General features: G+C 47.4%; 16 protein-coding genes. 13 read left to right on the top strand and 3 right to left on the bottom strand.

The window, feature by feature from the left end:
* The first annotated feature begins 17 nt into the window (after positions 1-17).
* The 9 genes from IEY46_RS19570 to IEY46_RS19530 all read left to right on the top strand — a co-directional run bounded on the left by IEY46_RS19570 (position 18) and on the right by IEY46_RS19530 (position 16,217).
* Entirely contained in the window at positions 18-1,283 is a 1,266-nt protein-coding gene (locus tag IEY46_RS19570; protein ID WP_188996033.1) for an FAD-dependent oxidoreductase, read from the top strand.
* A gap of 494 nt (positions 1,284-1,777) precedes the next feature.
* Complete coding sequence (locus IEY46_RS19565) at positions 1,778-2,608, top strand: phytanoyl-CoA dioxygenase family protein (RefSeq protein WP_188994163.1); 831 nt, start codon at positions 1,778-1,780, stop codon at positions 2,606-2,608.
* A gap of 49 nt (positions 2,609-2,657) precedes the next feature.
* On the top strand, positions 2,658-3,689 hold the full coding sequence (locus IEY46_RS19560; protein ID WP_188994161.1) for a LacI family DNA-binding transcriptional regulator: 1,032 nt from the start codon (positions 2,658-2,660) through the stop codon (positions 3,687-3,689).
* The gene (locus IEY46_RS19555) at positions 3,686-6,001 is read left to right on the top strand and encodes a cache domain-containing protein (protein WP_188994159.1); all 2,316 of its coding nucleotides are present in this window, start codon (positions 3,686-3,688) and stop codon (positions 5,999-6,001) included. The genes IEY46_RS19560 and IEY46_RS19555 overlap by 4 nt, the downstream gene beginning before the upstream one ends.
* A gap of 298 nt (positions 6,002-6,299) precedes the next feature.
* Positions 6,300-7,274, top strand: coding sequence for an ABC transporter permease (locus IEY46_RS19550; RefSeq protein ID WP_188994157.1), 975 nt, complete (start codon positions 6,300-6,302; stop codon positions 7,272-7,274).
* Between the two features lie 3 nt (positions 7,275-7,277).
* On the top strand, positions 7,278-8,171 hold the full coding sequence (locus tag IEY46_RS19545; RefSeq protein ID WP_188994155.1) for a carbohydrate ABC transporter permease: 894 nt from the start codon (positions 7,278-7,280) through the stop codon (positions 8,169-8,171).
* 60 nt (positions 8,172-8,231) lie between these two features.
* Positions 8,232-9,860 (top strand): extracellular solute-binding protein, encoded by a 1,629-nt coding sequence (locus IEY46_RS19540; protein ID WP_229750412.1) that lies wholly within the window; start codon positions 8,232-8,234, stop codon positions 9,858-9,860.
* 108 nt (positions 9,861-9,968) lie between these two features.
* Positions 9,969-14,384 carry a hypothetical protein gene (locus tag IEY46_RS19535; protein WP_188994153.1) on the top strand — a complete coding sequence of 1,472 codons (4,416 nt, stop codon included), beginning with the start codon at positions 9,969-9,971 and terminating at the stop codon, positions 14,382-14,384.
* 105 nt (positions 14,385-14,489) lie between these two features.
* Positions 14,490-16,217 carry a DUF8769 domain-containing protein gene (locus IEY46_RS19530; protein WP_188994151.1) on the top strand — a complete coding sequence of 576 codons (1,728 nt, stop codon included), beginning with the start codon at positions 14,490-14,492 and terminating at the stop codon, positions 16,215-16,217.
* Between the two features lie 111 nt (positions 16,218-16,328).
* Here IEY46_RS19530 and IEY46_RS19525 read toward each other — a convergent pair whose 3' ends face one another.
* Positions 16,329-17,384, bottom strand: coding sequence for a glycoside hydrolase family 88/105 protein (locus IEY46_RS19525; RefSeq protein ID WP_188994149.1), 1,056 nt, complete (start codon positions 17,382-17,384; stop codon positions 16,329-16,331).
* Positions 17,385-17,519: 135 nt separating this feature from the next.
* On the opposite strand from IEY46_RS19525, the gene IEY46_RS19520 reads away from it, so the two are divergent.
* The gene (locus tag IEY46_RS19520) at positions 17,520-18,470 is read left to right on the top strand and encodes an AraC family transcriptional regulator (RefSeq protein WP_188994148.1); all 951 of its coding nucleotides are present in this window, start codon (positions 17,520-17,522) and stop codon (positions 18,468-18,470) included.
* A gap of 262 nt (positions 18,471-18,732) precedes the next feature.
* Here the strand turns inward: IEY46_RS19520 and IEY46_RS19515 are convergent, their stop codons facing one another.
* Both IEY46_RS19515 and IEY46_RS19510 read right to left on the bottom strand, forming a co-directional pair.
* Complete coding sequence (locus IEY46_RS19515; RefSeq protein ID WP_188994146.1) at positions 18,733-20,343, bottom strand: MDR family MFS transporter; 1,611 nt, start codon at positions 20,341-20,343, stop codon at positions 18,733-18,735.
* A complete protein-coding gene (locus IEY46_RS19510) occupies positions 20,331-20,795 on the bottom strand; it encodes a MarR family winged helix-turn-helix transcriptional regulator (RefSeq protein ID WP_188994144.1) in 465 nt (154 codons plus the stop codon). Before IEY46_RS19510 ends, IEY46_RS19515 begins: the two co-directional genes overlap by 13 nt.
* A gap of 303 nt (positions 20,796-21,098) precedes the next feature.
* Between IEY46_RS19510 and IEY46_RS19505 the strand changes: the two genes are divergently transcribed.
* From IEY46_RS19505 to IEY46_RS19495, 3 genes are all read left to right on the top strand, one after another.
* On the top strand, positions 21,099-22,721 hold the full coding sequence (locus IEY46_RS19505; protein WP_188994142.1) for an MDR family MFS transporter: 1,623 nt from the start codon (positions 21,099-21,101) through the stop codon (positions 22,719-22,721).
* Positions 22,722-22,794: 73 nt separating this feature from the next.
* On the top strand, positions 22,795-24,828 hold the full coding sequence (locus tag IEY46_RS19500; protein WP_188994140.1) for a Na+/H+ antiporter: 2,034 nt from the start codon (positions 22,795-22,797) through the stop codon (positions 24,826-24,828).
* 82 nt (positions 24,829-24,910) lie between these two features.
* Positions 24,911-25,339 (top strand): MarR family winged helix-turn-helix transcriptional regulator, encoded by a 429-nt coding sequence (locus IEY46_RS19495; protein WP_188994138.1) that lies wholly within the window; start codon positions 24,911-24,913, stop codon positions 25,337-25,339.
* The last annotated feature ends 3 nt before the right edge of the window (positions 25,340-25,342 follow it).

Here is a 25,342-nt window from a genome sequence, read left to right as displayed (position 1 = left end):
AAGGGGATGGCTGTAATATGTCCGAAATTTCAGTGGCCATAGCCGGTGCCGGGTTAAGTGGCTTGTGCCTGGCACATTCGTTGCTTCGCGCCGGGTTCGATGTGCAAATTTATGAACGCGATCCTGAGCCACATATCCGTCGCCAAGGATATCGAATCAGTGTTGACGAGCACGGTATCGCAGCTCTTCAGCGATGCCTGCCGCCTCATTTATTTAAGCTGTTTCTTGCCACTGCTTCCCCTACGGACAAAGCGAGTTACTTTCGCGTAACTAACCAAGAGCTTGGCGAGGTATTCAGACTCACTTTTAAAGGCGATCCGAGCGGTGCTGACTTGCGAACGCCACGTCAGGTGGATCGCCAAACACTCCGCGCCATTATGCTCGAGGGGCTTCAAGATAGGGTGCATTACGGCAAGGAGGTGCTGCGTGCTGAGACAACATCAGATGGAGCAACACTTCACTTCTCGGATGGAAGTTGTATCCGTGCTTCACTCGTAGTTGGTGCGGATGGTGTTAACTCGGTCCTTCGCAAGCAGCTTTTACCCGACTGTGAGCCGGATGATACCAGCAGCTGGGGGATTTATGGCCGATCGCTCCTTTTTCATAAAGGCCGATCGCTCGTTCCTCGTCCTCTGGAAACCAGCGGAGTATTCGCAATAGGTCCATCCGGCCGTGGATTCTTCTTTACCGCAATGCGCTTCGGTGAGGCACCGCAAACGGCCTTTGCACGTCTTGGAGTGAACCAAGCACCGCCAATAAATGATGATTATGTGATGTGGGGAATTCTGCTGCCGAAAGAGCAGTTTCCGGAACATCAAGAGAAACTTGGCGCCGAGGCGCTGCAACGCCTTGCACAAGAGGCCGTACGCGACTTTCATCCGGTTGTCCAACGTTTTGTAGAGCGGGCTGATGTCGACTATACCATGCCGGTAAGATTTAGAGTGGCCAAAAAACCGGATATGTGGCCAGTCTCCCGAGTTGTTTTTATGGGAGATGCGGTCCATGTCATGCCCCCTACCGGAGCGCATGGAGGTAACACAGCATTGCGTGATGCGGCACTTCTCGCAGATAAGCTGGAAGCCATAGCGATACAAGGCGAAACGCTTGAGTGGGCGATCCTTTCCTATCAAGAGGGTATGAGCAAGTATGCTTTTCGTGAGGTTGAAGCATCAAAAACGATGATGAAACGATTCTCAATCAAGAATCCGCTAATGAGTTGGGTCATGTTACGCGCGATACCATGGATGCGTTCATTTACAAATAAATCGCTAACAATCGAATGACTTATACTAGATGCGCAAAGTCGGTCTCCATCTGGAAGCACCCGAAGCGAGAGCCGCAGTTGCTCGAACCGGCTGCACGCCGCGCCAGTCTACAACTTTATTTCCCTAGTCTAATACTTTATTTTCTTTCAACACCGACAGCCAGATCGACTACGCTATTATGGTCCATTTCGCTGTCGGTTCTTTTTTTTCTTTGGCTCCGCCAAAGGGAATGGCTGGAAAACCTACACAATAGCGTCATGCAGACAGACTGCAAACAGTATGCCCCTCTGTAGGATGCCGGTTCATCCTGAGCATCCGTTCTTCTTCAACGAGTTCCTCCTCTTCCTTAAGGCGCAAGGCAACAACGGCAGCGATAGGAACGAATCGTTGTTACGTTATTCACCTGATCCTTGACAGGAGCAATCTGATTCAATTATAGTATTGATGAAATTATTTACACGAGTAAATCTACTCGTGTAAATAAGAAGTGAAACAACTAGGGGGCTTGTAGAATGGCATTTATTAAATCGTCTATACAGGGATTATCCAAACAGTTTAATGAAGAAGGTTACCTGCTGCTTAAGGATGTATTAAGCGCGGACAAGGTAGCAAGGTTAAATGCCGGTATCGACGAAATATTGGCTGAAGAGTCAGAATCGCTATCTTACAATATCTATAATAGTGTAGAGCGTCATGAAGAAATTGCCTCATTAATTGATCATCCCTCGGTTTTGCCGTTAATCGCTCAATTACTTGGCTATAACATTCAACTGCATATTTCTCATCTGACTGTAAGGAAGCCGAATCCGGACAATGTTCGGACAGCGACGAATAGCTTCATTAATTGGCATCAGGATGGACCGCATCCACAATTTCCGGCAATCAATGGCCTTACGCCGATGTACTATATAAAGGTCTGTTATATTCTCAGTGATATGTCAGAGCCTAATCGTGGCAATACGAAGATTATTCCTCGTTCACATAATCATGTGTACCAGCCTGACTCAGATAATGTTAGGGAAGAGCTGCCGGACGAAATTCAGATTTGCGCTGAGCCGGGAGATGTATTTATTTTCCCACAAAATTTATGGCATGCGGGTGCGCCGAATCATTCCGATCAGACTCGCCGTCAGCTGTTTCTCGGGTACAGTCCGATTTGGATGCGTCCCATCGACTACACGATTCCATCGGAAGGGCTGCTGAACAATTCTAACCCTGTCCGTAAGCAGCTGCTCGGCATCATTAGCGAAAATCCGTTTAATTATTATGTGCCTGACGACTCTATGGTGCCATTGAAGCAAATGTTGCAGAGCAATGGCGAAAACTCTAAGAGTATCGTATAGATCTTAGAACAACGTCTAGTGACGTCTGGAACGGGGGAAGTAAAGGACAATGGCAACAAGGCAAGAAGTAGCGGATCGAGCTGGTGTTTCTGTAGCTGTCGTCTCGTATGTGATCAATAACCGCAAAGTTGTGAAGGAAGAAACTCGGCGTAAGGTGCTCGATGCCATTCAAGAGCTCGGCTATCGACCGAATCAGATGGCACGCAGTTTGAAGACTAAGAAATCGCAGCAGATTGCTGTATTGGTGCATTACATTGGGAATCCATTCGATGCAGGATTGCTGCTCTCTATCGAAGCGACTGCCAAGCTTCATGGATATTTCGTATTCATACAAACCTATGAGCTTAATCAAGAGGAGGAGCTTCGGAATCTATGGATGGGCCGGGTCGACGGAATTCTGCTGTTGGGTCAATCCTTCAGCCAGGAGACTCTTGAATATTTCAATTCACTTGAAATACCTATCGTATCCGCTACGCAGCCTGTACCTCAGGGTGGAAGCGAGAGGTTAAGCATTCCTTATGTAGATATTGAATGGTTGCCCGCGATGCGGAACCTGGTTTCCCACCTGAGACAACAGGGGCATCACCGTATTGCCTTTATGACTGCGGGGGGGCAGAGCCTCCATTATGAGATTCGATATCAAGCTTTTCTAGAAGCGATGCGGTTGGAAGGCCCGGATGTATCTGTCTCAGGAGTGCTGGACGGCTCGGGCAGGTTCGAACAAGCAAAAGCCGTTCTTGATGGTGTTCTTGGAGAAGAGAACGGGATGACTACAGCTTTCACGGCTATTGTGTGTGCGAATGATCTAATGGCTGCGGGCTGTATAGCTGCTTGCCGTGAATGGGGTCTTAAGGTGCCGCAGCATATCGCAATCGCTGGCTGTGAGGATATCTTGATGTCATCGCAGCTATCGCCGCCGTTGACGGTTATCCACTTTCCGCGCCAGGCTGCTGGAGAAGCAGCGATGAATATGCTGCTTGAGCGGATGAACGGCCAGAAGAAGGATTCCATTCGTCTTAACAGCTATATGATCGTTAGGGAATCAACTTGTTTGGATGCATTCGGAGGGAGATCAGGATGAAATCCAGCCTGTCGAATAAAGTCATGTTGATCTATGGGGCTGTTTTCTTAGTTATTTTTACTCTGACTTTCGGTTTATCCTACACCGGAACAGTGGGTAAGCTAGAGAGTGATCTTAATGATACAAACCTTGCTTTATTGAAGCAAGTTGATCAGAAGATTGAGGTGGCCTTCCGGCAGACGGAGAAGGATCTGCTGACACTTATGGACGAACTTGAATTCGTATATTTTATGCTCGACAGTTATTTAGATGACGCTCAACGATACAGTAATTTCTATGGATTAAGTACGAAGCTAAAAAATTTTATTAATACGAATCCTCAATTCTCATCTATCTATGTCTATTCAGCTGTAAGTGGTCACATCTTGACGGATAAAGCGTATGTTAAGGATTCCCCTGACGTTGATAATTGGTTGGATGACTACTTGGAAATGCCAGTCTATTTAAAATGGTTAACTACCCATCAGCTTTGGGAGGGTAACGGAAACAAGGATGTCATTACGTTAGTACGGTCTTATCCGACGATCAGCAGTCCCGGCTATCGTAAGGGAATGGTAGCTGTTAACATCAATGAAAAGGTTATATACGATATGGTCAAAGCTGTCTATGAGGACAGTAACGTTGGCTATATGTTTATCATCGATAGTGATGGAAATGTAGTCACTCACGATGACAAGACGCAAATCTATCGCAATTTAAAGGAGCTCCCTCATATTAAGAGTGTTCTCTCCAAGAGAGGAAGTGGGTTCTTCACGGGGAAGCTTAATGGTGTTAGTCAATCGATCTTTTACCGCGATTCGGATTATACGGGTTGGAAATTGATTAGTATTCTGCCAGAGTCACAAATGTATAAGCCAATCAAGGTTACACGTAATCTATTGATTGCATTCGCAGCGGGAATGGTTCTGCTGGCATTGATCGTACTATTCTATGTGAACCGCTGGACCTTCAAGCCGCTGGATCGATTGGTGGGTAAAATGTCGGGTACATATAAGCTCAATCAGACGCAAGAGCGAACAGATGCGGGGCTTACTTATCTAGAGAAGGTATTCGACCAGCTTGTGCTTGATCGAGAGCATCTTCAGCAGCATGTGCGGGACTCGAGGCCGGTACTGAAGTGGAGAATCATGATGGATATGCTTGTCGGCTATCGCACTGATTATCAGGCTGTGCTTCATCATCTGGAATCTGTGGGTGTTCACTTATACCCAGATCGATTCCTTGTCTGTACGGCAGAGATCAGTAAAGAAGGAGTAGATTTAAGAGCTAAAGATGAGACATTGTACACGTATGCGTTCTGTAATGTGGCAGAAGAGCTAATCAATCTAGAGAACGCGGGGGCTGCAATCGACTTAGGCGAAGGTCGGGCGGCTGTGATCTTTAGCTTCGCAGAAGGGGATGCGGAGCTGAATCACCTGCGTGCGCTGGCGATTCTGGAGCTGATCCTCGATGTGATGAAGAAGCAATTCGATCTCATTGTGACTGTTGGAGTAGGTCGTGGCTGCAGCGAGATGAAGGATATTCCCCAATCGTATGATGAATCGCAGAAGGCGCTCCATTATAAGATGGTATTCGGTCAACATTCAGTTATTTCCATTGAGGACCTACAGCCACTCGATAGTCAGGAATATTACCGACTCATTCGTACAGCTGATCGAATTACCGATGCGTTGAAGCAGACCGATATAGTTAAATTGAAGGAATATATAAATGAAACGTTCCGCGAAGCCTTAGACAGTAATCTGCCACCTGAGTTAATCCGCCAACTGTCCTTCGATCTCATTATGAAATCAGTACAAGCGGTTGGTTCTATAGGGATTGACCTGAAGGAATCGATGAGTCAGCTGGATAGTCAATATGAGCTGATCAGTCGTAGTGAGAGCTTAAAGGTGATGGAGACAATCGTATTCTCCTTCCTCGAGGAGATGGCTGCCAAGATCAACGATAGACGAGTTCAGAGGGGAAGTAATGATACGATTGAACGTATGCTCATGTATATCGGAGAGCATTTTCAAGAGAATGATCTTTCCTTAGATCGGCTCGCTCAGGAATTCCATTTGAGCCCTACTTATATCAGCAAGCAGTTTAAGGAATATACGGAAAGCAATTTTATAGATTATTTAATTAGCATCCGAATTAGCGCTGCTCAGAAGCTGATCACGGGTAAGAATCGGAAAGTGAATGAGATTGCGGGAGCGGTTGGATATGTGAATACACGCAGCTTTCTACGGACATTTAAGAAATACACGGGGATGACTCCGCTCGAGTATCGGAAGTGGGCGGACAAGTCACAAGCTGACAACGCAGATTAACTATACAAGATAACGTCATTCGTTCAGGAGACATATACAGGAATCCTCTTAACTATGGAGGATATTCATGTGTATGTCTCTTTTTATTGTCTATAGACGTACAGCTCAAAACCCGCGCCACTCTAAGGATGTTCAAATGTAATCATAAGAAAGTGCACTCCGCACAAGAATTGTGACCGTACATTTTGCAAGAATAGTCATGGTGTTCAGAACGTGTCTATATTCATTTATTTCGCCTTCGCGGTACGATACGAATTGCCCGCAGACTTGGGCTTTCATCAACGAAAGGGTGAATCAAATGAAGGATAGAAGATCTGGATTCGATACGGCGCTTGCCCATTCCAATTCGATAAGAACAAAGACGCGGAGCTCATCTTTCCGAAGTCGATTAAAGCGGGATCGATATTTATATTTGATGCTGCTGCCTGTGATCGTATTTTATCTATTGTTCAAATACGCTCCAATGGCAGGTGAGATCATTGCATTCAAGGAATATCGCTTGGGGGACGGAATACTCGGGAGTAAATGGGTAGGTTTCAAGCACTTCCAAAGTCTGTTCTTAAGTCTCGATTTCTGGCGTGTTATTCGAAATACGTTAGTACTGAACTTATATAGTCTTGTCTTCGGCTTCCCAGTACCGATTATATTGGCACTCTTACTTAATGAGGTTCGCAAGGAATGGTATAAGCGAACTATACAGAACCTGCTGTATTTGCCCCATTTCATCTCTTGGGTTGTGTTGGGTGGTATCTTCATCGCGATCCTGTCACCTAGTACGGGAGTTGTTAATGCCATACTCGAGGTATTCGGCATTGAGCCTATTTACTTTATGGCGAGTTCAGCGTGGTGGCCTGTTGCCTATACAATGTCGGGCATTTGGCGGGAAGCAGGCTGGGGTACGATACTTTATTTAGCCGCTATGGCTTCGATAGATCCTCAGTTGTACGAAGCGGCCAAGATCGATGGTGCGAATAAGCTGCGGCAAATCTGGCATATTACGCTACCCGGTATCCGCAGCACTGTTGCCATCCTGCTCGTTCTGCGCATGGGCAATATCATGGATGTTGGACTTGAGCAAACCTTGATTCTCCAGAATCAGTCCGTACTAGATGTAGCTGATGTTATCAGTACCTACGTGTATAGGGTAGGTTTGCAAAATATGAATTACAGCTATACAACAGCCTTGGGATTGTTTCAATCAGCGGTTGGCTTGATCCTAGTCATCGGTGTGAATAGGTTAACCCGAGCATTCGGAGAAAGGGGGCTATGGTAAACGATGAATACTCCAATAGGCGGTATTTCTGTATGGTCTCGTATAGGGACAACTGCTAATTATATTATTCTTGGTTTCCTTTCATTCTTAGCGTTATATCCGCTTTGGTATGTAATCGTGTCTTCCTTCAGCAGCAGTAGAGCGATTACATCAGGCGAGGTGTCGTTATGGCCTGTTGAATTCAATGTTGAAGGATATTTACGGCTATTCGATGACGGTCAGCTTTTTGTCGCCATGTGGAACACGATTATCGTTACCCTTGTAGGAACGCTGATGAATATGACATTGACAACATTAGCTGCATATCCACTATCCAGAAGAAGACTTATAGGACGTAATATGCTGCTTATGTTCATCATTTTCACGATGCTGTTCGTCGCAGGAGTTATCCCGAACTTCATTCTCGTTAAACAATTGGGGCTTATGGATACTTATTGGTCATTGTGGCTGCCCGCATTGATCAGTACCTACAATATGTTCGTTATGAAAACATTCATGGAAGGCTTACCTGAGGAAATTGAGGAATCGGCAGCAATTGATGGAGCTGGGGATTGGAGAATACTCGGTCAAATCATTCTGCCTCTCTGCAAACCGATTATGGCCGCGCTTTCCTTGTTCTATGCAGTGGGCTGGTGGAATTCCTATTTCAGTGTGCTGTTATACATTACGAAGAGTTCCAAGCAGACCTTGACGCTCAAGCTCTATCAAATGATTCAACAGGTGAATCAAAGCTTACTGAATGCTTCTGGGAGTGAAGGTGTTGATCAAGTGATGCTGACACCAGAAGGGATCAAGGCTGCGGCTATCGTGATTACGGTTACCCCCATATTGATCTTATACCCATTTTTACAGAAGCATTTTGTTAAAGGGGTCTTAATCGGATCCGTAAAAGGATGATATCATGGGACAATATGTCCTTGATATAGATATAAACCATTCGATAAGGGGATGAAGAAATTGAGAATTTCGAAAGTAGTGTGGAAACCGGTTCTGGCAATAAGCTTATCACTTATGATGCTGGTATTAGCAGCTTGTAGTTCAAATGGAGCTTCAGAAAATCCCGCTGCTTCACCTGAAGCTGGTGGATCAAGCACACCGACTTCATCAGCTTCAGCTAGCGCATCTGAAGGACCGAAGAAAGAAATTAGCGTTTCAGCTTTTGACCGGGGTCAAGTGGCGACAGAGGAAGGAAACTATGAGGATAACCGCTGGACGAAGTGGATCAATGAGAACTCTCCTGTTAAAGTCAAATGGATTCCAGTTGATCGAGGCCAAGCTCAGCAGAAGCTAAGCACATTGATTGCTTCCGGAAGTGCTCCTGATCTCATCTGGGAATACGATCGTAACTATATCGCTCAATTGGCTAATCAGGGTGCCATTCAGCCGATCGATGAATATATCGAGAAGTACAGCACAACCTTCAAGAAGTATTTAGAAGAGAACCCTGACTTGAAATCTGCAATGACGATCAACGGTAAGATCTATGCAGTTACAAGTAAGAGGGCGATTGATTCGATTGCAGGTCAAGGAATATGGATTCGGCAGGATTGGCTGGATAAGCTGCAGCTGAAGGCACCTACAACAATTGAAGAGTTGATCGAGGTAGCTAAGAAATTCAAGGAAGAGGATCCAGACGGTAACGGTCAAGCTGATACAGTACCGATTGTATTTAACGGTAACGCAGTTGGAGTCATGCGGGCTTTATTCTTCACGAATGAGAATCAATGGTACCTAGAAGAGGGTCAAATGAAGTATGGCAGAACCTTAGATCGCTACACTGACTCACTAGCCTTTCAGAAATCTTTATTCGACCAGGGCTTGATCGATAAAGAGTATATTACCGACAGCAACTTCGAGCATGCACGTCAGCTATGGACAACGGGTAAGGCAGGCATGTATTTCGCTAACTGGAGAATGGATAACGAGAATACAGATCTTAAGAAGAATGTACCTGATGCTAAGTTAGCTCCACTTGAGCCAGTAGAGAGCAAATATGGCAAGAATGGTCTGTATCAGGAATTGCCAGCCAATATTCTGGTCGCGTTCAACAGTGAGATGAAAGAGGATGAAATCGAATCTGCTTTCAAATTCATTGACTGGATGTTAGAGGATGGCTGGTTGCCTCTGAAGCATGGTGAAGAGAATGTTCATTACAAGCTGGTCAACGGAGAAATTCCTCAAAGGCTCGATTCCGATAAGTTTCGGACGGAAGTGGCCTATGCTGGGGAGTACGCAATTATGAGTCAATGGAATGTGAAATCCGATTGGATGACAGTAATGGCAGCTCAAGATCCACTTTCCCAAGAAATCGCGGAATCGAAGGCCATAGCTTTGGATGTTGCGCTTAAGAATGAATATCGCAGAGATATTGCATTCAGCCCAGATCTACCAGAAGTGAGTCAGCTGATTGCGACATTTGCTCCTATTGCGACACAGATTGAAGTGAAGGTAGTTACGGGTGGAAAAGCATTAACACCTGAAGCGGGTATGGAGCAAATACGCAAGGAATGGAAACGACTTGGCGGCGAGAATGTTGAGAAGCTAGCACAAGAATGGTATGAGAAAAATAAGGAATTCCTGAAATAAGGTGTTATAAGCTCTGTGATCATCAACGAGAGGACCCATTCTAAGGAATTAGCTTAATAGAATGGGTCCTCTTGCTAATAGACTTCATCCTAAAGGAGTTGTATTTACGTGATCAGCCTCAGGAAAACGCTTTCGCTGCTATTAGTTATTACCCTCATCGTTTCTTTATTCCTATTTCCAGCTTTACCAGGCAGCCCTGTAACCAAGGCTTATGCCCAAACGAGTATGCCTGAGCTGACTATAGGTGATTTTGAAAGCGCTGATGAGGCTTGGGATTTCTTAATTGGAAGCGGTGGAGCGTTAGGGAACGGTGAATTTAGCAGGGACCCTGCGACCTCTCAGTCGGGTAGCTCCTCGGGGAAGCTTCAGCTTAATTTCAGCAGCAGCTCGACGTATACGAATAGCTATGTTTCTTTAGAGAAATATTTGTTCAAGCGTATTCTACCTGTTGATGCTGTGGAGCTTAGCTTCTGGGTGAAAACGGCAGATATAGCTAAATTCGATCTCATTCTGGTCGACAATTCTAATCAGAATCATCAACAGACAATTGTGCTGGACCCAACTACGGAGTGGCAGAAGGTTACAGTAAGCTCGTTTACATCAGGGATCAATTATACGAAGTGGAGCGGGAGTAATGATGGGGTTTGGCACGGTCCACTCAAGAAAATGTACTATAAGCTAACCAAAGCTTCGATGAAAGCGGGAAAAACAGTTGGCTCCATCTGGTTTGATGACATTCGAGTTAAGGTCGAAGCTCCTGAGCTGGCGATTGCCCAGGTTCAAGTCGGTAACGTCTTTGCAGGGAGCCAAGCAGCAGCATTTGACGTCTTAACGAGTGGAGATTCTGTTCAGTGGAGTGCGACCAATGCATGGGGAGAGCCTGTGTTAACTGGAGTCTCATCTGTCTCAGGAGGGAAGCTGCGACTTCGTGTTCCGGTGCCTGAAGATGGTTATTATCGGCTGAAGGTGGATGCTTATCTGGCTGATCACTTGGTCAGAACGACGGAAACTACCTTTGCTATACTTCCTGAGTTTGATTTAACAGCAGTATCGGAGTCTCCGTTCGGTGTCCAGACCCATTATGGGATCAATTGGAACAAGGAGATGATTCCGCTTCTCAAATATGCTGGCGCGAAGAACGTACGTGAGTCCTTCTATTGGTCGGAAATAGAGGTCAACAAAGGTCAGTATTCATTTAATCCGAAATTCACTTTACCGATGCAATCTTTTAAGGAATTCGGTATCGATCCGTTGCTCAGCTTCGCATTCAGTAATAAATATTATGATGGAGGTCAGACGCCTTACACAGAGGAAGCTCATACCGCATATGCGAATTATGTGAAGGCCTTATTGGGTAAGTTCGGCAGTCAGCTGAAGTCGGGAGAAATGTGGAATGAATTCAACCTTCCTTTCTTCGGAGGTAATGGTCCCGCGGCTTCGAGAGCTGATGTCTACTTCAATTTATTGAAGAAAGGTTATGAAGCATCTAAGTCTGTTCGTCCTGATCTTAATGTTATTGGCGGAGCAACGGCAGGAATCCCACATGAATGGCTGGAACAATTGTTCGAGCTAGGCGGGCTGGATTATATGGATTCGCTTTCCGTTCACCCGTACCGCTTTCCGTCAGAACCAGAAGGTCTGCAGGATGAGATTGAGGGGCTTAATCAGCTTGTTCGCGAGTACAATGATGGTGAGACGATCCCTCTTTGGTTCTCGGAAATTGGCTGGCCAACCCATTTGAACCCAACAGGAGTGGATGAGAATACGCAGGCTGCTTATTTGATTCGTGCTTACGTGTTAAGCATAGCGGCAGGTGTTGAGAAAATATTCTGGTACAACCTGATGGATACTGGAACAGATAAGCTCTCCAATGAGCATAACTTCGGGATTATCCATAATACGGGCGACGTATTGGGGGCTTATACTCCTAAGCCTGCTTATGTTGCACTTGCTACACTTTCGAGACAGCTAACGGGAGCGAATGCTGTGAATCAAGCTGTAGCGGATGGCATTTATCACTATACCTTCGATAAGAATAACGAAAAGATTAATGTTCTGTGGTCGTTGGAGAAACAAGATGTAACCCTGAATGTGCAAGCACCTCTTACCACAACGGATATGATGGGACGCAAGAGCACCTATACCCCATCAGAAGGGAAGGTGTACCTGACATTAACAGGTGAGCCTTTATTTATTCATGGGAACCTGGATAGTCTCGTTCAGAGCAGTCCATTTTCCCTAAATAGCAATCCCGCATATACAGGTGATCCCGTTACGCTTGTACTTCAGGTTAGTGACCTTGGACAGCAGGAGGAGCTTACCGCAAGAGTTAGCTTTCATGGGGTAGCTCAAGAAATCCACGTGAATGCTCCTGGATATTATCCGGTTGAGTTTCCAGGGATCGATGAGGTGGGGACGAAGATCGCGACAGCAGAGCTGTTTGCTGCGGGGACTGTGATTGCCGGGTTATCCGAGAACGTCGTTATTCAGTATGCCGAGCAGGTATCATCGAAGCATGTGATGAAAGACGGCGTAGATGTGATGGAGGTAACACTTGTAAATGAAAGACCAACGGAACGCCATTTAACGCGGATTGATTGGAGTATTGGGGCTTCTTCAGGCGGGGAAGTCTATGATGTGTTCATTCCTGGAAATAGCGTTCAGGTCGTCGATTTACCATTGTCTGGATTGCCGGATGGGGTGTTGCAAGCTTATCAGCTCAAGCTCTATATGGAAGATGGGGCATTGCTGCGAAGCGATGGGTTGGTTAAGCACGTTCCATCTGCGGCAAGAGTTCCTTTGCCCTTCCGAACACTCGAGCGAATGGAGGATCTACAGGATCTTAAGGGTATAGACCTTGTGACAGATGTAAATTCGCGAATTAGCTCCCCTAACGGTGTAGAGGATTTCAGCGGCAAGCTGTGGACTACGTACGATCATGATTATTTGTATATGTACGCTCGTGTCCATGATGATGTATTCTCACAGCCGAAGCAGGGTGGGGAAATCTGGTCAGGTGACAGCATCCAATTTGCCATATCGGCGGGAATGCCGGGAGAGAATTTGCAGTGGTATGAATATGGAATGGCTTTGACTTCTCAGGGCTCTGAACTCTATAGGTGGATGGCACCGCAGGGGATCCAGACAGGAGCCATCGCCAATCCGAATCTACAGATTATAAGAGACGAGACGGAGAAGGATACGATTTACCAGCTTGCTCTCCCATGGGGTGAATTGGTGCCAATCGTTCCAAGTGACGGTATTCTTAGTCTGTCTATCGTCATCAACGAGAACGACGGTAATGGCCGTAGAGGTTATGTAGAATGGGGCAGCGGTATTGGCTCAAGCAAGCAGGCCTCTTTGTTCAAGCCGATGCAGCTAGGTCATGCAGATACAACAGCTCCTGTGATTGCCATTTCGGGGATACAGGCTGGAGATAGCTACACCGACCAAGTGGCTCCTGTTATCGCTGTGGACGACTTGGGGAGTGGAGTGAAGCATTGGAATATGAAGTTGAATGGAGTGGAGTGGTTAGGCAATTCTTCGATTACTACGAGTGGTGCTCATACATTGATCATAACGGCGGAAGATCATGCGGGGAATGTGGCATCAGAAACAATACCGTTCCTGATTTTTGATAGCTCGCAACTTGTTGTGTCCGATACGGAGGCGCCAATCGGAGGGAAAGCTCTGCTACAAGCCACACTATCAGATCGTAATGGAAATCCGGTTGCTGGGCAGTCAGTTGCCTTCCAGATTTACGGTGCTCCAGTAGGCGAAGCTGTGACGGATGCGCAAGGTATAGCCTCAATTCAATACCAGATCCCGAACGATTCAAGTGTTGTTGTGGCGGAAGTGGAGGCGACCTATACGCAGAATGATGATATCTTCTTACGTGGCAGTGAGGATATGGGGATGCTTACCTTATACGTATCTGCCTCCAATGTACCAGGTAAGCCGAGCTTATCCAACAATAACGATCATGACACTGGGCTCAGAGATGGAGAATACTTGATCACGATGAACATGTGGTGGGGGGAGAACGGTAGAATCTTCAAGCTCTATGAGAATGGTGTATTGATCCATACACAAGCGATGGAGAGCATATCTGCGTCATCGAATGCGCAGACAACCACTGTACATGTGACAGGCAAGTCCAACGGAGCCTATGTGTATACCTGTGAGTTGATTAATGATAGAGGTACGACCGAATGTGATCCGATGATTGTGAATGTAACTCATGCAGTGCCTGGCATGCCGGTGCTCTCTAACGATAATTGGGGCCATGTCGGATCGTACAAGGTAACTATGAACATGTGGTGGGGGACGAATGCGACCGAGTATCGCCTGTACGAGAATGGCGTGTTAATCGATACACAGACGCTCACTGCAACCTCTCCTAACGCTCAATCTGTGATCACCCAGATTACGGGCAGAGCGACTGGCTTGTATGAATATCGCAGCGAGCTTGTGAATGCTTCGGGAGTAACAGAAAGTGCTGTCATGGTTGTAAGTGTAACGTAAAACTTGATAAGCATTGCAGGAGGGAAAGAGGCAATGCCTACGTTGCTACCTCTCTTCTGCAACTCATCAAGTCAATCTAATCATTGAAAGTTGAGGACTCCAAGCATGAGCTTATATACGAAATCAATTAATAAGAAAGAGCTTTTATTGAAAAAGATCATTTCCCAGGAAAATGATTACGATCCTACAACTCATATGCTGCTAAGGCCATTCTACACACCAGGATATCACACGACCTTAACTGCTGAACAATATCCACTGGTCCATCCGACACACCAGTCGTTACTTTATGCATTAGGCTTGTTAAATACGGAAGAACCCGGATATGTACAGAGGGCTTGTGATGTGATTAAACGCCTACTTACGTTACAAGACCGTGACCCGAAGCGAGATACCTACGGAATATGGCCTTGGTTCTACGAGGAGCCGCTCACTCAGATGGCTCCACCAGACTGGAACTGGGCTGACTTCTGTGGGAAGGAGCTTGTGATTGCCGCATTGCTTCACGGCCATCGGCTTCCTGAAGAGCTGAGAGATCAGATTCGGCAAGGGGTAAGCTGTGCCTGTGATGCGATCATCCTACGTGATGTGGGGCCACATTATACGAATATTGCAATCATGGGGGCATTAGTAACATTAATTGCGGGAGAGCTATACGGTCGTCAAGATTATCTGGATTATGCTCTGCAAAGATTGGAGAAGCTGAAGCTTCACACAGAAAAGCTGGGAACCTTTCAGGAATTCAATAGCCCTCATTATTCTGTAATTGCCATTGTTGAGTTATCCAAAATCCACACCTATTCCGTTAGCATTCGGGCTAAAGAAATCGTCTCGAGCTTGCTGAATATGATTTGGCGCATGGTAGCAGAGCATTATCATCCTGTCTCGCAGCAATGGGCCGGTCCGCACAGTCGCAGCTATCATACGCTTCTGACGGGCAAGATGAAATCCTTCCTGCAACTGGCAACCGATAATAAGTTGGATTTCCTCACTGAGGATGAGCTTGAATATGATGCCGAGTGGTACGGAAGCGGAAGCAGATGCCCGGACGAATACTTGGAGCTGTTCACACGCACGGATACACGGATGTTGGAACAGCCTTACTATCGTAATGAGGAAACTGGATTCGTGAAATGGGCCCAGACATATATGACACAGCAATATGCGATCGGGATGTTCAGAGAGGAGATCATGTGGAATCAAACACGGGGACTGGTTGCTTACTTCGAGAATGAACAGGCTACTTATATGCAGATGCGATGCTTGCATGATGGATATGACTATTGCTCAGCAGTGCTGAGTGTTGCAGCAGAGGACGGTCATCTACTTCTGGGGGTACGCTTTCTTACGAAAGGTGGAGATACTCACCCGAATTTGGATCGTATTGAAGGCAGTATAGTGGCATCAGATTTCCGGATCCGAATGGAATTCGGAGGTTGTCTCGACCGTGTGAGTCTGGATACTGATGGGCCGACTGCACGGGTCGTCATAAACGAATTACCTCTGCGGTTTGAGAGCTTATATGCTGCGTTCGATGAATCGTTGGTTACAGAAGATCGCAAAGAGCAGCGGGATTGGGGATGGGAAGTAACTAAGCAGGAGCATAGTTATGGATTAGACTTGATTATCTACGCGGGCCAGCGGAAAGTAATAGACTTTCAGGCATTAAATAAAGCTGCATTTCTATTCTCATTAGCTATAGGGGAGACGGTTGAGAATAGCCCACAGATTGTGGTTGTAGAAGAAGGAGCTCAAGTGACAGCCAGCAATGTGAATGGTTCATTATGCGGAATATCGATCCCATTAAAACCGAATGATAAGCATCCCGTGTAACGGTCTACCGAATCGATAAAAGATGAGCCTCAGCCAATGTAGGGCTGAGGCTTTCTCAAGCATTGTTGTAACTGATGTCTTAAGTGCGAATTGCGGAGCTAGTTATATGGCTTACTTAGCCTTAGCATTCAGCTCAGAGAGCAGCATGAGAACAAGCCCTTGCCCATAAAGAGTAGGATGGCAGGGAATATCGTTATAGGCTTCAATCGAAGGCATAACCGGAGTGCCACCGGAAACCCCCGTTACCTCTCCGCTTGGAAGCACTCTGTTAACGATTTCCTCCAAAGCTTGCAAGGCCGAACTCTGGCATGAGATGTCTAATAAGCCATGACGAACAGCCTTTAGGATGCCGCAGGCGATGCCTGCGCTGCCCGAGATCTCTGAATAGAAATCGGGTCGATCCATGACGGTAGCCCACAAACCATTCGTCTGCTGAAAGCGAATCAGTCCATGCATCATGGCTTTGTAGCGATCTAACGTATGCATAGGTACAGTTGCGAGACCTTCTAGTTCCTGCACAATCATGGGAGTTCCAACGGCGATCCAGGCATTCGCACGAGTCCAGCGCGCAGCGGACATATGATCCTGAGCGATGGAATTCCATCCGTGGAACAATACACCCGTTTCTTTGTCTTCAAGCAGCTTCAAGTGGAGCTCCAACTGATTAATGGCTTCGCTTGTGTAGGACACGTTGCCAGTTAGTCGGGCAAGACGAGCTAAGAACAGCACAGCCATAAAGATCGTATCCGCCCATACCTGCTCCGGAAAGCTGACATTTTCCGTAACGGTATGCTCGAATGCTCCTTCTCGGGTGCGAGGGGCTTCCGTCAGCATCCATTGTCCGATGTGCTCTGCCCTCTCTAGGAAGAGGGGATCCTGTGTGTGCTCGTAGAGCGCTGGAAAGATGGCAAAGGGAGCCATGGAATTGATGACTTTTGATTGTTCTGACTTTTGTATATTTTGGCGTGCCCACTTAACCAGATTATCCAGGATGTCTTTTCTTTGGATATTCTCATAGTAGGACAGTATTGAAATAACACCAACACCAGGAACCCAGTCCCAATGATGGAGATCCATTCCCCAATTACCGGAATGATCTTGTAACATATAGCGATAAACCTGATCTGCTGTCTGATTTACGGTATCGTAACTATTTGTATCCAGCATCTTATTCATTCCTCCATAAAAGTGTAAAAGTATAAATTCAATATATAATGTGGATTGAACAAATACTTGGTCTATCGTCTTAATAGCTTGGGATATTGTCTTTAGTAATCGGATTTGTGGGAAGGGGGACAAATTGTGGATACTAAGGTGATTACAAGTGGGTACAAACAGCAGGATCGTTCTAAATTGTCACAATTCGTTGTGGATGAGTTGACGAATGCAACACTTTCGGAATTCCCCGTACATTGCTCATACCGGACAACGAGTTTGTATCAGCCTACGTTTCATTCCCATAGTGGATTTGAGCTCTATTTATGTGTGCAAGGAGACGGTCATTTTATTGCCGGTGAACGGATCCATGATTTGGGAGTAGGTACGTTCACGGTTGTTAAACCAATGGCATTGCATTTATCTAGGCCGGATAGGAATGTGCCCTTCCATCGTTATGTTCTAGCTGTTCAAAGAAGTTATATAGAAGGCTTGTACTCGGACGATAGCGCCAGCCGCTTTACGATCAAACAATGGCTTCCAGGGCTGGATAGTGATTCGACTCACACTCAATTAAACGCTCGACAGCTATTGAGCTTGCAGGAAACACTGGCTCAACTCGAAGGGGAAATTCAGAGGAAACAAGCCTGCTATCCTATGATTGTCAAAAGCCTGCTTCTTCAATTATTCGCCCAACTGGAGCGTTATAAATCTGACACGAGTGAGGATCAGGGAGGGACCCATGAACAGAAGCGGCTGATTGAGAATATTCTGAGCTATATGATGGAGCATCACCATGAGCCTCTCAATACGGAGAGGTTGTGTAATCAATTCCATTTGTCTCGTTCCTACTTGTTCAGGTTATTTAAGCAGAATACAGGAGTGTCCATTAATGAGTTTATGGTCACTTATCGAATGAATAAGGCTAAAGAATTGTTGCAAGGAACCGAGCTGCCGATCACGGAAGTCGCGGCGACCGCTGGGTTTCAAGATATTTCTCATTTCTGTCATACTTTTAAGCGTTTATCTGGGATGACTCCTAGCCGCTATCGTATCACACATAAGCCTATGACCTCGTCAGTACTACCACTATACTAAATGGGACCGCGATGCTTATCGCGGCCTCTTCTCATCTATACGATCAGTAAGTATCATACAGGCTGGTGATCTGCGAACATTGATCAGGTCTTGTTCTCCGGCACCCGGCTCGAGGGAATGGATTTGAGCAGCTGCGATGGCGTGGAAATCGAGATTAGGCATTTGCACATAGTCATCACGGAATTGAAAAAAGAAGCCTTCCGCGTTTCAGGCCATAAAGGTCCGTTAACGCCGAAGGCTTCTTTATTATTGAAGAAACAAATCAGGATGGCTCCGCTACAGCCGTTCCCTGCTTCTTCTCAAGTTCTGCACCTGGCTTGACTGCCGAGCTGCGCAGCGGGAGTTCCTTGAGGAACAGAACCAGGACCAAAGCGATCGCAACCAAACCTGCGCCAGAGAGGAAAACCGTCGTCAGCGAGCTGCTTAACGCATCCCGCAGCATCTGAACGAGCTGCTCCACCATCCCTTGGATTTCTGTGGGAAGGCTGGCTTGGAGTTGATCCAGCTGCGGTTTATCCAGCAGAATTTGCGGATTTTGCAGCGGCGCCAATTGTTTCAGCACTTCCGGGTCAGCGCTTGAGAGATCCGGTCCCGAAGCGGACGCGGTTTTGATATTGTTTGCCAGTCTGGAGGTCATGATGGAACCCATAACCGCGATTCCGATGGTGCCGCCCATATTCCGGAAGAGCTGCGAGGTAGCGGTAACGACGCCAAGCTCTGTCGGTTTGACGGCGTTCTGGGCAGCCAGAGTGAATACCGGCATGCCGAACCCAAGACCCATACCGAAGAAAACCATAATTGCAATGGCGACGGGAATACTGTTCATAAAGGCCATCATGACCATACCCGCCGTCATAATCAACATTCCGATAAGGGCAAACCGCTTGTATTTGCCGGATTTGGTCATCCATCTGCCGGTCAAGGCGCTCAGGATAATCATACTGATGGACATCGGCATGGTGACGTAACCCGAATACGTTGGTGAGATACCTTCGACCCCTTGCACGAAGAAAGGCAGATAGATCAGTGCTCCGAGCATACCGGCATTCATAAGGAAACCGGCTACGCTGGAAATGGTGACGACGCTGTTGCGGAACAGGGACAGCGGCAGCACCGGGCTTTTGACGACACGTTCAATCAGAATGAAGATAATCAGGCTGACCAGCGAAGCAGCGAATAATCCTATTGTCTGCGGCGATCCCCAGTCGTATTTGGTCCCTGCCCACGAGAAGCCTAGCAGCAAAGGAACAATCGTTAACGTTAGGAACAGCGAACCCCAATAGTCAATGGATTCATTGTATTTGCGAACGGATTTCGGGAACAAGAGCATAATAAGGACGAAAGCGACGATACCGATAGGGAGGAAGATCCAGAAAATCCACTCCCAATCCATATGATCGACCATCCAACCTCCGAGCGTTGGGCCGATGACACTGGAGAAACCGAAGATCGCCATAAGCAATCCCGTCCATTTTGCACGTTCCCTTGGAGCGAACAAATCCCCTACAGCTGTTATGGCGGTCGCCATAATAATACCGCCGCCGACGCCTTGAAGGCCGCGATAGGTGATCATTTGTGTGATATTGACAGAGGTTCCGCAAAGGAAAGCTCCAACCATAAACAACACAATCCCCACCATCAGGAAAGGCTTGCGGCCATAAATATCCGACAGCTTCCCGACTAGTACCGTGGAGATGGTGGAGGTCAGCATATAGATGGTGACAACCCATGTATAATGATCCATGCCGTTCAGAAGAGCGGCTATGCGCGGCATTGCCGTGCTGACAATCGTTTGGTTAATCGCCGCAAAAAACATTGCAGCCATAATGGCAATCATAATGGTTACTTTTTGTTTACCTGTTAAATGTTCCATTCCTGTGTTTCCAACTCCTCGTCCGTCTTGTTTACAATATCAATCATCTGGATGAAAATCCGCTTCAGATGCGCAACATCCTCAGGTGCAAGCCGCTCTACAATCCTGCTGTAGAGATGTACTTGTTTCTCCATCAGACCGCTAATCAATGATTTGCCGCTATCTGTAATCAGCAGATAGACGACCCTGCGGTCTTCAAGATCGCGTTGTCTTTCCACATAGCCGCGTTCAATCAGCTTGTCGGCGAATCCTGTAATGGCTCCGGAGGTCACATGCAGACACTCGGCAAGTTCAGCCATTTTCTGGGGGCCTTTATGATTGAGCACATATAACATCCGAAACAGCGATAAGGAAATAAAGCTTTCGGTTTGTTTGTTCCACTCCTCCGTTATTTTTTTCGCTAACGTTTTGAACAGCCCGTGAATTTCCATCACGTCCTCGTTTAGCGGCATCCCAAGCTCCTCCTTAAGTCTTTTACAGCTATTGATATACCCGTAAAAGATTTAATAGAAAACAGTTTAGATATATATTGTTTATTAGTAAACTAATATTACTCCCCTGATAAGGCTCTGTCAATAACGGATTTGATAAAAAAATATGAAGCGTTTTCGTACAAATTGCTTCTTCCTATAGATGAAATCAACTGTGTATAGCAAAAATCAACAGATCAACCAAAACAAATATATAGGTTGCCAACCTATTTGAATTATGTTTTAATTCTTTCATGGTCATACTAAGGGAAAAGAGGTCGATTTATGAATCAGTTAACCCATAAACAGAAAGTAACCGTTATGATTGCGCTGATGGCGGCGATGTTTTTTGCAGCTATCAATCAGACACTTGTCAGTACCGCCATGCCCCGGATTATTGCCCTGCTGGGGGGAATGGATTATTACTCGTGGGTTGTGACCATCTTTATGCTAACCTCGACGATATCCACCGTGCTGATCGGCAAGCTATCCGATATTTACGGCCGCAAGCCATTCCTGCTGAGCGGAATCATTATCTTCATGCTCGGCTCTTTTCTGACAGGACTCTCGACGGATATTTTTCAAATGATCTTTTTTCGGGCTATTCAAGGGATCGGCGCCGGTATCCTCATGTCCACGACCGTGACCGCAGTAGGGGATTTATTCGCCCCGCGCGAGCGGGCCAAATGGACTGGCGTCATGATGGCTATTTTCGGATTTTCCAGCATTCTCGGACCAACGCTCGGAGGCGTCATGATCGACCATATGGCTTGGAAATGGCTGTTCTGGATTTTCCTCCCACTTGGCATCATTGCTTTCGTCATGATCTGGTTTATGTTCCCCAAATCTGTGCGGAAAACCTCGGAATCCATTGATTATTGGGGATCCCTTGTGCTGTCGGCTTCCATTGTCGCGCTGCTGCTGGGCTTCTCTTGGGCGGGGAATAAATATGCCTGGGATTCTCCTGAAATCCTCGGTCTGTTCGCCGCTGTCGTTGTCGGGATCATCATCCTGATTCTCATTGAACGCAATGCCAAGAGTCCCGTTCTGCCGCTTTCCTTATTCAGGAATCCTATCGTAACGATATCCAATTCGGTAGGTTTTCTAATGAACGCGGGTATGATGGGAGCGATGATTTATTTGCCATTCTTCGTGCAGGGCGTGGAGGGACTTACACCGACCCAGTCCGGATTTGTGAATATGCCGATGTCCGTCACGATGATTGTGCTGAGCACCTTGACGGGGCGCTGGATTTCCAAGTCGGGCAAGTATAAGCGGTTTGCGCTTTTGGGCGTAGCTATTATGGTCGTCAGCATGATCATGATGGCATATATGAACAGCGTTGCATTCGCTGTCGCCAGCATGACCGTTTTCGGAATCGGTCTTGGGCTGAGCATGCCGGTCTTCACCTTGACCGTTCAGAATGCGGTGCCGGCTTCCCAGCTTGGCGTTGCTACTGCGACCGCCACCTTATTCCGGAACCTTGGCGGGACGATCGGGATAGCCGTACTGGGCTCCATTATGAATACCACCATGACACGGAAGATGGACAAGGCGATGGCTTCCGGCTCGGGTATTGATTTATCCGGGGTCGATCCGGCCACCGCCACAAAATTGACGGATCTGCTAAATCCCCAGCTGCTGCTCAACCAGCCTTTGCTGAAGGAGATGCAATCCACGCTGCCGGAGCAAATTCAAGGCTTGTTTTCGCAAATGGTTCAACTGCTGCGAACTGTATTAAGCGATACGCTGTCTACCGTCTTCCTGTTCGGAGCGGGGCTGGTCGCGGTGGGATTGGTACTAACCTTCTTCCTCAGAGAGATTCCGCTGCGGACGTCCAATGATGCCGTACCGGATCTCAAGGTGGATGAGAGCGTCAGAAAGCGTACTGAACCTGCCGTACAATAAATCATAATGATCGTATGAAAGGCGTGCCGGATTTACATTCCGGCACGCCTATTATTGAAAGGATGCATAACCCATGGAATTATTTTACGCGGTTCTGGTTCTTCTTGGTCTTATCGCGGTCTCCCACGTTCTGAACCGGCGGGTCCCGTCCGTCCCCGTCCCGCTTATTCAAATCGCATTGGGAATTGCGGTTTCCGCGATTCCATCCGGCATTCATATGCCTCTGGAGCCCGAGCTGTTCTTCCTGCTATTCATCGCGCCGCTGCTCTATAATGATGGCAAGCATACGCCGCGCAGCGAGCTGTGGCGTCTTCGGGCGCCTATTCTGCTGCTGGCGGTCGGCCTGGTATTCGTAACGGTCTTCGTGATCGGTTACGCCATTCATTGGATGATCCCGGCGATCCCGCTTCCGGTCGCATTTGGGCTTGCGGCCATTCTGTCGCCTACGGATGCCGTAGCGGTAGGCGCGCTGGCGGGCAGAATCCATTTGCCCAAGAGCCTGATGCATCTTCTTGAAGGGGAAGCGCTGATGAACGACGCTTCCGGGCTTGTTGCCTTTAAGTTTGCCGTAGCAGCTGCTGTGACGGGCGTTTTCTCGCTGCCCAAGGCAAGCGTCAGCTTCCTTGTTATCGCAATCGGCGGGGTGGTGGTCGGGGTTATTGTGGCATCGGTCATTACGGGCATCCGGTATCTCCTGCGCCAGTCCGGCCTGGAGGATGAGACCATGCATATGCTTATACACATCCTGACTCCTTTCGCTCTTTACCTTGCAGCGGAGGAGCTGGGCGTGTCGGGCATTCTGGCTGCGGTTGCGGGCGGGGTTATGCATGCGGTGGAGCGGGACCGGTCCAACCGGATACGGCCGCGCCCCCACGAAGTGTCCGACAATACGTGGTCAGTAATTCTGTTTCTGCTGAACGGGCTTGTATTCGTGATTTTGGGCTTACAAATTCCCGATGTTTTTAGTACTATATTGAAGAGCCCGTTATACAATAACTTCGAGGCATTCGGTTATGCGGCCGTTATATTCATACTGCTGATCGTGCTCCGGTTTTTATGGAGCTATGCTTTTTCGGCGGGCGGGCGATTATTCGGCGTCAATAAAAGGGAAGACAAGCTTTCTTTTAAAATACTGGCAATGACCTCTTTATCCGGTGTCCGTGGAGCCGTTACGCTTGCAGGGGCCTTCTCGATCCCCTTGTTTATCGATAATGGCGATCCTTTTCCCGAGCGCAGCCTGGTGATCTTTTTGGCGGCAGTCGTCATCCTGCTGTCTTTGCTGGCCGCAAGCATTCTGCTGCCGCTCCTGGCCAAACAAGACGACGGTAACAATAAAGAGGAATGGGCGGAGAAGAAACGCGAGGGAGAGCTTGCGATGATGTGCGCCGCCATTCAAGCGGTACATTATGCTACGAATGTGGATAATGAACCGGAAAGCGCTTCTGTTCTTGCGGACTATTCGCGATGGATGCGGCAAATCCGGCTGCCTGAAGATCATAGGCCGCTGGATCGGCGCTTTTCCAGGATAGAAGCCGAGCTGCGTCTGGAAGCTCTCGGAATAGAACGCGCGGAGACGGAGCGGCTGCTGGCGGAAGGAGAAATAAGCGAGGAACATGGCGCATTATTCCTGAGAAGTCTTGAGAAGCTGGAGCTGCTTGTGTCGCAGCGACGGCAGCTGTTATTCGTTATTCTGAGAAAATGGACAAGAGGGCTGAAAGTTCTGCTGGCGAAAAATAAACCGAAGCAGCCGCTTAAGCTGTCTGAAGCGGACCGGGAAGCGCTCAGGCAAATCAAGCGCCGGACAAGCAGCGCGGTTACCGCAGCTTTTGAGAGCCGCTTATCCGGTTCTGACCGGAACAAGCGGATGGATATCATCCGTCATTACCGCTATCTTGGCGATCATTTATCGAAGCTGGATGCGGCTCGGACGAAGGATGTTCGTGAAATAAACCGGGAAGTGAGGCTGGAGCTGCATTGGATCGCCCTCCAGGCGGAGCGCGATGAGGTGCAGAGCTTATACGAGCGCGGGGACATAACCCGCGACATGGCCAATGAACTCAGAAGGGTTGTCCGCGACCGCGAAGCGTCCCTTCTGGAGCAGGAATGAGCAGCATGCAAGGGCGGTGTGCCCTCGCAAAATTGAGGTGATAAGGATACAGCAGGAACAATTACCTTCACTGGTTAAAGAAATGATTGAGACATTTGAGCTGTTCGCCAAATCCGAATGGCGCAAACAAACGTCCTTCGGCATCAAGTCGAGCGAGATTCGGGTGTTGGTCTGTATCAGGGTATTGTCTACCGAAAACGACCATGGCGTCAATATTTCCGATATCAGCAAAAAACTGGCTGTAACCTCCCCGACGGTTACGCAAATGGTCAAACATTTAATTCATGAAGGTTTTGTGCAGCGGGCGGCGGACTCCAGAGATAAGCGGATTTCGCTGCTGCGGTTGACGGATAAAGGGGAACTTGTTGCGGAGAAAGCTTTCGAGCGGTTCAAAACCATCTTCTACGGCCTTATCGAAACAATCGGGGAGAAAGAGAGCAAGGAGCTGATCACCTTGCTTAATCAAGTTTACCAGTATTTCCGCCAGCTTGACCCTATAGACAGGGAGTAAGGC

The sequence above is a fragment of the Paenibacillus nasutitermitis genome, assembly GCF_014641075.1.
In the GTDB taxonomy this organism is placed as follows: domain Bacteria; phylum Bacillota; class Bacilli; order Paenibacillales; family Paenibacillaceae; genus Paenibacillus_Z; species Paenibacillus_Z nasutitermitis.
The sequence above is the reverse complement of the archived record's forward strand: the minus strand, read 5'-3'. Positions and strand labels throughout refer to the sequence as shown.